The sequence below is a fragment of the Nocardioides sp. NBC_00368 genome, assembly GCF_036090055.1.
In the GTDB taxonomy this organism is placed as follows: Bacteria; Actinomycetota; Actinomycetes; order Propionibacteriales; family Nocardioidaceae; genus Nocardioides.
Window position 1 is genome coordinate 4,155,287 of sequence record NZ_CP107970.1, and the last position, 12,354, is coordinate 4,167,640.

At 68.7% G+C, this 12,354-nt stretch carries 11 protein-coding genes; 2 read left to right on the forward strand and 9 right to left on the reverse strand.

Annotated features, from left to right (window positions below; all coding sequences use genetic code 11):
- Positions 1–92: 92 nt before the first annotated feature.
- Positions 93–1,361, reverse strand: a complete 1,269-nt coding sequence (locus OG984_RS19770; RefSeq protein ID WP_328527907.1) for an alpha-hydroxy-acid oxidizing protein — start codon at positions 1,359–1,361, stop codon at positions 93–95.
- 115 nt (positions 1,362–1,476) lie between these two features.
- Complete coding sequence (locus OG984_RS19775) at positions 1,477–2,121, reverse strand: TetR/AcrR family transcriptional regulator (RefSeq protein WP_328527908.1); 645 nt, start codon at positions 2,119–2,121, stop codon at positions 1,477–1,479.
- Positions 2,122–2,193: 72 nt separating this feature from the next.
- Here OG984_RS19775 and OG984_RS19780 point away from each other — a divergent pair, with 72 nt between their 5' ends.
- Positions 2,194–3,084 (forward strand): sterol desaturase family protein, encoded by an 891-nt coding sequence (locus OG984_RS19780; RefSeq protein WP_328527909.1) that lies wholly within the window; start codon positions 2,194–2,196, stop codon positions 3,082–3,084.
- 58 nt (positions 3,085–3,142) lie between these two features.
- Here OG984_RS19780 and OG984_RS19785 read toward each other — a convergent pair whose 3' ends face one another.
- From OG984_RS19785 to OG984_RS19810, 6 genes are all read right to left on the reverse strand, one after another.
- Complete coding sequence (locus OG984_RS19785; RefSeq protein WP_328527910.1) at positions 3,143–3,757, reverse strand: hypothetical protein; 615 nt, start codon at positions 3,755–3,757, stop codon at positions 3,143–3,145.
- Positions 3,754–4,554, reverse strand: coding sequence for an HAD family hydrolase (locus OG984_RS19790; RefSeq protein WP_328527911.1), 801 nt, complete (start codon positions 4,552–4,554; stop codon positions 3,754–3,756). Before OG984_RS19790 ends, OG984_RS19785 begins: the two co-directional genes overlap by 4 nt.
- Positions 4,551–5,063, reverse strand: a complete 513-nt coding sequence (locus OG984_RS19795) for a GNAT family N-acetyltransferase (protein WP_328527912.1) — start codon at positions 5,061–5,063, stop codon at positions 4,551–4,553. The genes OG984_RS19790 and OG984_RS19795 overlap by 4 nt, the downstream gene beginning before the upstream one ends.
- A 28-nt stretch (positions 5,064–5,091) precedes the next feature.
- Positions 5,092–5,949, reverse strand: a complete 858-nt coding sequence (locus OG984_RS19800) for an HAD family hydrolase (protein ID WP_328527913.1) — start codon at positions 5,947–5,949, stop codon at positions 5,092–5,094.
- The gene (gene serS, locus OG984_RS19805) at positions 5,946–7,217 is read right to left on the reverse strand and encodes a serine--tRNA ligase (RefSeq protein WP_328527914.1); all 1,272 of its coding nucleotides are present in this window, start codon (positions 7,215–7,217) and stop codon (positions 5,946–5,948) included. The genes OG984_RS19800 and serS overlap by 4 nt, the downstream gene beginning before the upstream one ends.
- A 69-nt stretch (positions 7,218–7,286) precedes the next feature.
- On the reverse strand, positions 7,287–9,770 hold the full coding sequence (locus tag OG984_RS19810; protein ID WP_328527915.1) for a calcium-binding protein: 2,484 nt from the start codon (positions 9,768–9,770) through the stop codon (positions 7,287–7,289).
- A gap of 159 nt (positions 9,771–9,929) precedes the next feature.
- Here OG984_RS19810 and OG984_RS19815 point away from each other — a divergent pair, with 159 nt between their 5' ends.
- Positions 9,930–11,501 carry a diacylglycerol kinase family protein gene (locus OG984_RS19815; RefSeq protein WP_328527916.1) on the forward strand — a complete coding sequence of 524 codons (1,572 nt, stop codon included), beginning with the start codon at positions 9,930–9,932 and terminating at the stop codon, positions 11,499–11,501.
- Between the two features lie 421 nt (positions 11,502–11,922).
- On the opposite strand, the gene OG984_RS19820 is transcribed toward OG984_RS19815, so the two are convergent.
- Positions 11,923–12,333, reverse strand: coding sequence for a DUF4446 family protein (locus OG984_RS19820; protein WP_328527917.1), 411 nt, complete (start codon positions 12,331–12,333; stop codon positions 11,923–11,925).
- Positions 12,334–12,354 lie beyond the last annotated feature (21 nt).

A 12,354-nucleotide genomic window follows, 5' to 3' on the forward strand; every position in this document is an offset into this window, starting at 1 on the left:
CCTGCATCGTAGGTGGGGTCCTCGGATCGCGCCCCCTCATAAAGTATGAACTTGGCGCCGCCCAGGCGTGTCCCTGCTCTCACTCGCTGTCCTCAGCCGAGGAGCTCGCGGCCGATCTCCTCGACCGAGCGGCAACCGACGAGACCGAGGGAGAGGTCGAGCTCGGCGAGCATGTGCTCCAGGACGGCCTGGACGCCGGCCGCGCCGGCGAGGGCGAGGCCGTAGACGTAGGGACGGCCGAGGAGGACCGCATCGGCACCCAGCGCGAGCGCCTTGAGGACGTCGGCGCCGGAGCGGATGCCGGAGTCGAAGAGCACCGGGATGCGGCCGTCGACCTCGTCGACGATGCTCGGCAGCGCGTCGATCGAGGCGATCGCGCCGTCGACCTGGCGGCCCCCGTGGTTGGAGACGATGATCCCGTCGACGCCGTGCTCGAGCGCGCGCCGGGCGTCCTCGGGCGCCTGGAGCCCCTTCAGCACGATCGGCAGGTCGGTCATCTCGCGCAGCCGGTCCAGGTCGTCCCAGATCAGGTCGGAGCGGGAGAAGACGTCGAGGAAGGTCTCGACCGCGGCACGCGCGTGACCGGAGCGGAGATTGTCCACGAGCTTGCCGGGGTGGTGCTGGGCCATCGAGGCGACGGCGGTGAGCGCCGAGGGGATCTCCCGGAGCCCGGGTCGCACGCTCGTTCCGGAGCCCGCAGCGATGCGCTCCTCGACGAGGGCGCGGAAGGCCGGGTCGGAGGTGTACTGCGCGATCCCGAGTCCCCTCGCGAAGGGCAGGTAGCCCAGATCGAGATCACGCGTACGCCACCCCAGCATGTGCGTGTCGAGCGTGACGACCAGCGCGTGGGAGCCGATGGCCTCGGCGCGGCGTACGAAGGACTCGACGATCGACTCGTCCTTCGACCAGTAGAGCTGGTAGAGCCGCGGGGTGTCGCCGAGGTCCTCAACGACCTCCTCCATCGGGACGGACGCCTGGGTGGAGATCACCATCGGGATGCCCGTCGCGCGGGCCGCCGCGGCGACCTCGTGCTCGGCGCGCGGATGGGCGAGCTCGAGCACCCCGACAGGGGCGAGCATCAGCGGCGCCGGCATGTCCACGCCGAACAGCGTGGTGCGCAGGTCGCGGTTCTCCACGTTGGCGAGCATGCGGGGCACCAGCCGGAAGTGGTCGAAGGCCGAGGTGTTGGCGGCGACGGTGCGCTGCTGCCCGGCGCCACCGGCGACGTAGGCCCAGGCCTCCTTGCTCATCGCCCGGCGGGCAGCGTCGGCCAGCACCGAGGGCTCGGTCGGCACCACGGGACGGTGGCCGAACAGGCCCTTGCGGAAGATCGCGGACTGCAGGTCTCTGCCGATGCTCACGCCGCGTAGGTTACTGGGTTCTGCCGGTCACCGGCCCGGATGTACGACGGGGAGTTCTGCAGGGGTTACGCGCGGGTAACCCCTGCAGAACTCCCCGTCGTACCTCCCTCTCGACTCAGCCGGCGCTGAGCTCGGCTGCGAGGTGCGGCGGCAGCGCGGCGCCGGAGAGGGCGGTGATCAGCCGGTGGCAGCGCTCGGTCATCTCCGCAGGGGTCACCCCGGGGTGATCGAGCCACCAGGTGATCAGCGCATCGACCGCACTCATCCAGACCGCGGTCAGCGCGGAGGCGTCGAGGGGGTCGTCATCGCCCACGAGCCGCATCAGCTCGCCGACGCCCTCGACGGCGAGACGGGTGATCCGGTCGGTGTAGACGGCGCGAGCGGCCGCCACCTCACCGTCGTCGGGCGCCGACGGGTCGAAGAGGAGCCGCCACACCCACGGCTGCGGCTCGAGGGTCCGGAAGAGGCCGTCGAGCGTGCGGAGGCCGCGCTCGAGGCCGACGGAGTCGTCGGCGGCGACCCGCTCCATCTCGGCGGCGAGCGTCTCGGCACCGTAGTTGAAGCTGGCCAGGAAGAGGCCCTCCTTGGAACCGAAGTACTGGTAGACCAGCGGCTTCGAGATGCCGGCGTCGGCGGCGATCGCGGCGACGGACGCCTTGGCGAACCCGACGGTGCCGAAGGCCTGGCAGGCGGCTAGCACGATCTGCAGCTCGCGGTCGGCGCGTGGGACGCCCTTGGTTCCTGCGTTGGCCCGTGACATGCCCAAGAGTCTAGCGGCGGCATATGACCTTGAGGTAACTTACTCCAAGGTCATATCCCTGGGAGGTCCCCCATGAACGACATGCTCGACCCGCTCAAGAACCCGTTGACGTACGCCATCCCGTTCTTCGCGCTCTCGATCCTCATCGAGCTGGCAGCACTGAAATGGCTCGACCACGACGACAACCTGGCCGGTTACGTCTTCAAGGACGCTCGCACCTCGATCCTGATGGGCGCGGGATCGATCGTGTCGATGACCGTCTTCAAGGTGCTGACGTTCGCGGTCTACGCGGCGATCTTCGCCTACGCGTCGCTGTGGCAGATCCCGGAGACGTGGTGGGGCCTGGCGATCTCGATCGTCGTCGTCGATCTCGCCTACTACTGGAACCACCGCTTCGTGCACCGGACGCGCGTCGGCTGGGCGGCGCACCAGGCGCACCACTCGAGCGAGTACATGACGTTCGCGACCGCGCTGCGGCAGAAGTGGAACCCGTGGTTCGAGTTCTTCTTCTTCCTGCCGCTGCCGTTCCTGGGCATCTCACCGGCGGCGATCTACATCGCCTTCTCGATCAACCTGATCTACCAGTTCTTCGTGCACACCGAGACGATCGGCCGCCTCTGGCGACCGCTGGAGCTCGTGCTCAACACCCCGTCGCACCACCGCGTCCACCACGGCTCCGACCCGGAGTACCTGGACAAGAACTACGCCGGGATCCTGATCATCTGGGACCGCCTCTTCGGCACGTTCCAGCCGGAGGTCCAGCGCCCGACGTACGGCCTGACCTACAAGGTCGACACCTACAACCTTCTCCGCCTGGAGTACGGCGCGTTCCGTGAGCTCTGGAACGACGTACGCAGCGCCGACGGCTGGCGGCTCAAGCTGAGCTATGTGTTCCGGCCGCCGGGGTGGACGCCGGAGCGCGAATGTTCGTCAAGGTATGCAGATCAGTCTTCACATCCCTAGTGGAGCTCCGCTAGGGATGTGACGGTTCGGCTGCATACCTAGACGAACATCCAGGCCGTCAGGCCGACCGGCGTCGCCCCAGAATCATCACGATGATCAGGCCGAGCAGGCCGACGACGACGAGCACGACCCCCGGGGCGGCGACCTCGACGAGCTTCGCGCCCTCGGGGGACGCCGGCTCGCTGAAGCTCACCTGCTGAGGCTCGGGGGCGATCGCCTCCGGGAACTCCTTGGCGATCTCGGCCTGGAGCTTGTCGGTGTATTCCTCGACACGCGGCGAGCTGCCGGCGGCGAGGATCGTGTCGCCCTTCTGCTGCACGAAGAAGTAGTAGTCCTCGTTGGCGGTCAGCGACTTCCGCTGGCACGGCCCGGTGTTGAGGGTGACCTGCAGGTTGCTGCCGCTGATGACGCCCTTGAGCGCCTTGACGACGGTCACGGGGTAGACGACCGGGCCGCCCTTCCGGGTGGCCTTGCCGGGGCCGGTCACCCGCGCGTGGAAGACCAGCGGCTCCTTGACCGCGTCGCTGAGCTTGAACGCGGGGCACTTCGCGGGGGCCGTCACCGGGGCCGCGGAGGCGGGGGCTGGGCTCGTCGTGACCACGGCTGTCACCGCAAGAGCGAGGGCAGCGAGGAACTGGGGGACGCGGCGCATGGCGAAGATCAAACCAGTCACAGGCCGAAGACTCCAGCCAGGACCAGCGCGACACCGTCATCTTCGTGCCCGGGCGCGAGATGTGACGCGCACTCGACCACGCTCGGGTGGGCGTCCGCCATGGCGTACGACGTCCCTGCCCAGGTCAGCATCGGCAGGTCGTTGGGCATGTCGCCGAAGGCGATCACGTCGGTCGCGGAGATCCCGAGCTCGGTGCAGACCAGCTCCAGCGTCGAGGCCTTGGTGACCCCGGGAGCGCTGATCTCGAGCAGCGGGAACGAGGAGTGGGTGACGTTGACCCGGTCACCGACGGCTGCCACCGCGGCCGCGAGCAGCTCGTCGGCGTCATCGTCGTCGTGGCGCCGGGCCAGCAGCTTGATCAGCGGCTCGTCGGCGAGCTCCTCGATCGGTGCGACCCGCCTGGCGGGCCGGAGGGCGTCGGAGGTGTGGGTCGCGAACGCCGGCTCGCACGACCAGCCCTCGAGCGACTCGGTCGCGAAGACGAGGCCGGGCAGGTCGGCGGCCAGCGTCGCCGCCACCTCGGCGGTCAGGGCGGGCTCGATCAGACGGGTGAGCCGCGGCTGATCGGTGGCGACGTCCCAGACCAGCGCACCGTTGGACACGATCGCCAGGCCGACGCTGCCGATGTGCTCGAAGAGCTCACGGGTCCAGCGCAGCGGCCGGCCGGTCACGAAGATGACCGGCACGCCGATCTCCTCGAGCTTCACGAGTACGTCACGGGTGAAGTCCGAGACCGAGCCGTCCGCTCTGACCAACGTGCCGTCCAGGTCGGTGGCGACGAGCTTCGGCGTACTCATTCCTTCATTCTGCCACCGGGCACCGGCCGGGCCATCACCAGATGCCCGTCCTCGTCGGCGCCACGGAGCTCGGTGAACCCGCACTTGGCGAGCACACGGAGGCTGGCCGCGTTGGTGGGTTCGACAGAGGCCCGGATGCGTACGCCCTGCTCGTCGGCGCACGCGAGCAGCCCCCTGAGCGCCTCGGTCGCGAAACCCCAGCCGCGGGCCTCCTCGACCAGGCCGTAGCCGACCTCGGTCTCCGGGGTGCCGTCGGACGCGGCGTCGGGCGGTCCGAAGAAGCCGATCGAGCCGAGCACGGTGCCGTTGCGCACGATGTAGCGGGAGCTCCACGGGTCGCCCTCGACCCACATGGTCGCCGCGTCGCGATCGTCCACGCGCGGGAACTGCGGGTGCCAGCACTGCGGGCGGCCGAGGTCGCCGTTCGTGTCACGGATGGCATCGACGTCGGCGCGGTTCCACAGCGGCAGCGCCAGCCGCTCGGTGAGGATGGTGGTGGGAAGAGTCACGAGCGCCAAGACTCTCAGAACAGCAATCTCAGAACCAGCGGGAGAGTTCCAGCGCCGCGCCGTCGTCGGCGACGTGGGCGGTCACCGCGTCGGCGATCTCCTGGACGACATCGGGAGCGTTGCCCATGGCCACTCCGCGGCCGGCCCACTCGAGCATCTCGACGTCGTTGCGTCCGTCGCCGATGGCGAGTACGTCGGCGGGCTCGAGGTCGAGCTGGTCGCAGACGTAGGAGAGGCCCGATGCCTTGGAGACGCCGACCGGGGTGAGGTCGAGCCAGGCGGTGTAGCCGACGACGTAGTCGATGCCGTGCAGACCGAGCTCGCGGCCGAGGGCGAGGAAGTCCTCAGGCGTTGCGTCGGGGTCGCGGATGATCACGCGGGAGACCGGCTCGGCGACCATCTCCTCGATCGGGGCGATCAGGTGGGCGCCGTCGAGCTCACCCTCGGGGAACGGCCGGTTGAACCGGTAGCCCAGGCCTCGGTTCTCCACCGCGACCAGGACGTTCGGACGTCGTTCCATGATCTTCTCGACCGCGGCGCGAGCGTCGAAGGTCTCCTCGTGCACCACGTCCACCGGCGGGTAGCGGAGCACCACCGCACCGTTGGACGCGACGATCCACAAGCGCTCCGCACCCTCGTCCGGAAGCCCGAGCAGGTCGGCGATCCCGGTCATCGAGTGGGCCGAGCGGCCCGAGGAGAGCACCACGTGCGCCCCGGCGTCGTACGCCCGGCGGACCGCGTCGCGCACCTTGTCCGAGAGTGCCTCGGAGGTCGTGCCGGTGCCCTCGATCCAGCGCAGCAGGGTGCCGTCGATGTCGAGCGCGACGAGCTTCGGGTGCCAGGCGGCCTCGCCCGGCCGCGCGGTGCTGCTCTCGGTCGTGCTCACTTCTGGATCGGCTCCAGGACCTCGCGCCCGAGCCACTTCTGCAGCGCCTTCGGCACCCGCACCGACCCGTCGGCCTGCTGGTGGGTCTCCAGGACGGCGACGATGGCGCGGGTGATCGCGGTCAGCGTGCCGTTGAGGGTGGCGACCGGGGTGGTGCCGCTCTCGGTACGCGCCCGGATGTCGAGGCGGCGTGCCTGGAAGGTGGTGCAGTTGGACGCCGAGGTGAGCTCGCGGTACTTCCCCTGCGTGGGGATCCACGCCTCGCAGTCGAACTTCCGCAGCGCGCTCGGACCGAGGTCGCCCGCGGCGACGTCGATGACCTGATAGGCCAGCTCCAGCTTGTCCAGGAACGCCTTCTCCCACTCGAGGAGACGCTGGTGCTCTGCGTACGACTCCTCGACGGTGGTGTAGACGAACATCTCCACCTTCTCGAACTGGTGGACCCGGATGATGCCCTTGGTGTCCTTGCCCGCCGAGCCGGCCTCCTTGCGGAAGCACGACGAGAAGGCGGCGTAGCGGCGCGGCAGGGTCTCGGGGTCGAGGATCTCGTCGGCGTGGTAGGCCGCCATCGGCACCTCGGAGGTGCCGACGAGGTAGAGGTCGTCGTCCTCGATCTTGTAGACGCCGTCGTCGACCTGGTCGAGGAAGCCGGTGCCCTCCATCGCCTCCGGGCGCACCAGCGCAGGCGCGATGACCTGGGTGAACCCGGCCTCGCGGGCCTGCTCCATCGCCAGGTTGATCAGCGCGAACTCCAGCTCGGCGCCCACGCCGGTCAGGAAGTAGAAGCGGCTGCCCGAGACCTTGGCGCCACGCTCGAGGTCGATCGCGCCGAGCATCTTGCCGAGCTCGACGTGGTCGCGCGGCTCGAAGCCCTCGGCCTCGAAGTCGCGCGGCTTGCCGACCGTCTCGATCACGACGAAGTCGTCCTCACCGCCGGCCGGGGCGTCGTCGGCGAGGTTGGGAATGCCCTTGAGGGCCTTCTTCCACTCCTCCTCGGCAACGTTCTGCGCCGCCTCGGCCTCCTTCACCGCGACCGCGAGGTCCTTCACCTGAGCCAGGAGCTCCTGCTTCTCCTCACCCTTGGCCTGAGCGACCTTCTTGCCCATCTGCTTCTGCTCGGCCCGCTTGGCCTCGAAGTCCGCGATCGCCGCCCGGCGAGCGCTGTCCGCGGACAGCGCCCGGTCCACCACGTCGGAGGACGCGCCGCGGCGCTCCTGCGAGGCACGTACGCGGTCGGGGTCTTCGCGGAGGATGCGCGGGTCGATCATGCGGCAAGGCTAGTCGACTCGAGCCCTCCGATCACTTCGGTATCGAGCTGTCGCGGTGAACAGTCAGAGTCAGCTGGAGATGTAGTCGCGCCCGGGGCCGCCGGAGGTGTAGTCACGGCCGGGGCCACCGTAGAGGCGATCGGCGCCGTCCCCGCCGTAGAGCTTGTCCGGCCCGTCGCCACCGTAGAGCTTGTCTCCGCCCGCGCCGCCGTAGATGACATCAGCCCCGCCACCACCGGTGATCGTGTTCGCCGAAGCGTTGCCCCTGAGCACGTCGGCCCGCGACGTGCCGACGAGCTTCTCCACGTACGAGATCCGCTCCTTGCCGGCACCCGTGCTCTGCGCAAGCGCGGTGGCGAGCGAGACACGTACGCCGACGCCCACGTTGGCATAGCTGATCGTGTCCGATCCCGACCCTCCGTTGACGGTGTCGTCGCCATGCCCGGGGAAGATCGTGTCGTTGCCGCCACCGCCGCTGATGACGTTGCGGCCGGAGGTGCCGACCAGGCGGTCGGCATACGAGCTGCCGATGATGTTCTCGACCTGGGTGACCGTCTCGGTCCCGGAGCCGCCGGTGCTCTGCGCGGCGGTCGTGGCCAGGCTCAGGCGTACGTTGATCGAACCCTGATAGCTGATCGTGTCCGTGCCGGTCCCACCGATGACCGTGTCGCTGCTGTCGCCAGGCGAGAGGGTGTCGTTGCCACTGCCGCCGTCCATCCGGTCGTTGCCGTAGTTGCCGTTGAGCCGGTCGTTGCCGCTGCCACCTGTGATCCGATCGCTTCCGGTGGATCCGGTGAGGGTGTCGTCACCGTCGACGCCGCTGATCGTGTCGTTGCCCAGCTCGCCGTCGACGACATCGTTCCCGGCGCCACCGGAAATGGTGTCGTTCCCGAAGCCTGCCGTGATCCGGTCGCTTCCGTCACCGCCGTCGATGACGTCATCGCCGCCGACCTCTGGGCTCCAGTAGTCGTGGTCACCGTAGATCCGGTCAGCGCCTCCCCTGCCACGGATCGTGTCCCGGCCATCGGCGCCGACAAGGGTGTCATTGCCCGCCCCACCTTCGATGAGGTCGTTCCCGGGGCCGCCGTTGATTCGGTTCCAGGCAGCGGCGCCGTAGATCTTGTCGTCTCCCGCTCCGCCTTCGGCATCGAGCGAGGTCGGGCCGCCGTAGATGGTGTCGTTGCCGCCATCTCCATAGACGGAGCCGCCGATGTCACCCACGCGAAGAACATCGTTGCCGTCGTTGCCGTGAGCGACCGAGGAGGACCTCCCGCCGAGCGTGATCGCGTCGTCGCCGGCACCCCCGAGGATGCTGGCCGCTCCGTCCCCGTTGCTGAGGGTGTCGTTGCCGTCACCGCCCTGGATGATGTCGAGGTCCCGATCGCCACCAGTGATGTTGTCGTGTCCGCCGTCCCCGAACAGCTGATCGTAGTCGTTCGAGCCGTTCCCACTCGGCTTGATCGTGTCGTCTCCGGCATCGCCGTGAACGACGTCTTCTCCGTCACCATCGCTCAGCGTGTCGTTGCCGGCGCCGCCGCCGACCGCATCATTGCCGGCGCCGCCATCGATGATGTCGTCTCCCGCGCCCGCGTCAACACGGTCGTCACCGTTGCTGGCCTTGATCGTGTCGTCACCTTCGGTGCCGCTGATCCGGTCGGCGTGATCCGTGCCGACCACGGACTCGAATCCGACCATGCTGGCTCCCCAGCTGGTAGCGCCGGACGCCATGTCGAGCTCGATGCCTGTCGCCGACGAGGTGAAGTCGATATCAGGACCGAGGTCGAGTTCGTCCACCGCCATGTCAGCGGAACCAGCGTCGATGGCATCCCCAGCGGCGTCCAAGTCCTTCACGATGATGTAGTCCGCACCTCCACCGCCGAGCAGAGTGTCAGCGTCCGCCCCGCCCTTCAGGTAGTCGTCACCGGCACCGCCCTCGACGAGGTCGACTCCCCCGCCACCCTCGAGGATGTCGTCATCGTCCGCGCCGTAGAGCCGATCGTCTCCGGCACCGCCGGCTGCGTAGTCGTCGGCGGGGCCACCGAAGAACGTGTCAGCGCCGTCCTGGCCGCTGAAGGCGCTGCGCGTGGACCCCGCATAGAACATATCGTCGCCGTCACCTCCCTTGGCGGCGAGGAAGCCGAGCCCTGGCTGCCTGCCGGCGTGGATGACGTCATTTCCAGGACCCGCGGAGAGCGTGTAGAAGTCGCCGCTGATCGTGTCGTTGCCGGCACCTGCGTCCACCCGGTTGCCGTAGCGGGGGTGAATCGTGTCGTCGCCCGACCCCCCGACGATGTTTGCAGTGCCCTCGCCCTGGACGCAGACCGTGTCGTTGCCCGCCAGCGCATCGACGGCCATACCTGCCGGCACTGAGATCACATCGTCACCATCGGTCGCGACCTGACCCTCGACGGCGAGGTCGACGGTGACGGGCTTGCCGCCGCACTCACCCTCCGTCGCAGCAGCCGAGCCGGCGAGGAGGCCACCGACGCCGAGGGCGACGGCGGGGACGGACAAGAGCCCGAGAAGGGCGTACGAGGACACGCGAGAGCGCATGAGAGAGACCTCACAACGATGAAGGACCGAGGGATGCCGACGCCGACCCGAATCACGCGCGGATAGCGAAGGTTAGCGCTGACAACCGGGTGCTGCCTCGGCTTTTGACCAGTCCGTTCATTCACTGTGTGGAAGCCGTTTCGCGCATACTGACTCATCGTGCTTGACCTCTCGCGCCGTGCCCTGCTGCTCTGGGCGGCTTCGCTGTTCGCCCTGTGCGCCCTGATCGGGATCGCGGCGATCAACGCATGGCCGCCGGTCTCGACGTTCGACGCGCTCGGCCGCGACGCCGCGGCGGTGACGGCGGAGCACGGCTGGATGCTCGACTTCTGGCACATCGTCGAGGTGGTCACCGAGTGGTACCTGCCGGTCGGGGTCGCCTTCCTGGTCGCCGCCGGGCTGTTCCGCAAGTACGTGCGCGCCGCGGTCTACGTGTTCGGGGTCGTCGTGGTCACCCTGGTCGTACGCCGCGGGGTGGTGCAGCTCGTGGACCGGGACCGGCCGGAGTGGCAGCTGGCCTCGTGGCTGCACGAGTCGCCTGCGTACCCCTCTGGTCACACGACCGGGATGGCGGTCCTGGCAGGCGTGATCACGGTCGTCGTGACGATGTTCGTACGCCGCCGCGGCATCCGCCGTCTCGCCTACACGGGCCTCACGCTGCTGGTCGTGCTCGTCGCGGCGGATCGGGTCTTCCTCGGCCGCCACTACCCCTCCGACGTGCTCGGCGGGATCGCCTTCGCCGCCGGCGCGGTCTTCCTCGGCATGGCGCTCTATACGCCGCTTCCTGCTTCGCACGCACTGGGGCGGCGGCCGCTGGTTGACTCGGTGCGGGGCAACCGGAAGATCGCGGTCGTCCTCAACCCGATCAAGGTCGAGTCCGTCGAGCAGTTCAAGACCATGGTCACCACGATGGCCAAGGAATCCGGCTGGAAGACGCCGACCTGGCACCTGACCACGGTCGACGACCCCGGCAAGGGGATGGCTCGTGCCGCCCAGGAGGAGGGCGCCGACCTGGTGCTCGTGTGCGGCGGCGACGGCACCGTACGCGAGGTGTGCTCCACCCTGGCAGGAACCGGGATCGCGGTGGGGATCGTCCCCGGCGGCACCGGCAACCTGCTCGCCCGCAACCTGTCGATCCCGCTCTACATCCGCGCCGCGATCGACGTCGCGCTCACCGGGCAGGACCAGGCCATCGACCTGGTCGAGGTATCCGGCGACAACCTCGAGGACACCAACTTCCTGGTGATGGCCGGGATGGGCTTCGACGCCGCGATCATGAGCGGCGTCAACGAGGACATCAAGAAGAAGATCGGCTGGATGGCGTACGTCCTCTCCGCCTTCAAGAGCCTGATGTTCCCGGCGATGCGGCTGGAGATCTCCGTCGACGGCGGCGAGTTCACCCGGCACCGGGCGCGCACCGTCGTGGTCGGCAACGTCGGCTACCTCCAGGCGAACATGCCGCTGCTGCCGGCGGCCGCGCTCGACGACGGGCTCGTCGACGTGGTGCTGCTCTATCCGCAGCGGTTCTGGTCCTGGCTCCCGCTCGCGTTCCGGGTGCTGAGCAAGCGGCCGCGCACCGACAACCTGGTCAACCGGATGACCGGCGCCACCGTCGTGATCCGGACCAACCACGACCAGCCCCGCCAGCTCGACGGCGACACCATCTCCGAGGGTCGCGAGCTGCGCATGCAGTGCCTGCCCGGGCGTCTGCTCGTTCGCGTGCCACGCTGAAACGCGGTCCCGATTCGGTCCCGATTCTGAACGACACGCCAGCAGGGCAAAAGTCCCGGGAATCCGGGTACAAAGTCCCGGATCAAGCGCTTTTTCAGCGTGTCTGGCATCGATTTTCGTGCCGATCCGACCCGACGCGCCGACAGCGATGTCTTGTTGATCAGTAAATGTTCATAAGGTGTCTGACACGACTCGGCGTGAGCCCAGTCGGCGTCCCCGATCGGGCTCAGCCTGACTCCGGCCGGCGACGTGCAAGACCCACACACTGGTCGGAAATCCCCCGCGACCAGTGTTCGACTCCCGGGCCGTCCCACCCGCAGCCCGGGTTTGAAAACCGGCACGCTCGGAACGGTTCCCCCGCCACGCCCGAGCGTGCCGGTGTCGTTTTCGGCCGGATCAGCCGCCCTGGATCAGCTCCGGATCAGCTCTTGGGCTTCGCCTGCTGGACCGCTTCGGTCTCCTCGGGCGACATCAGCTGGGACGACGTCCAACCGCTGATGCTCTTCGCGTACGACCTCGCCTCGGTGCGGCCGTGGATCGAGGTGAGCACGACGCCGTCGCCGTTGTCGTCGAGCAGGGCAAGGCACCAGCTCAGGTGTCCACCGGCATCCCCGAACGCGTCGAAGCGCACCACCGCGAGGTGGCGCAGGTTCATCGCCGACTCGGCCCGCAGGGCCGCGACCTCGGCACGCAGACCGGCGACGTCGGTCGGCAGCGACTCGACGGCGGCGGGGTCGGGGCGGCGTACGTCCTTCGTCTTCTGCCAGGCCGCCCCGGCGAGCACCAGGGAGGCGATTGCTGTCAGCAGACTGAGAATGGCAAGAGCGAGCACAACGGGCGAATCTAGACTGTC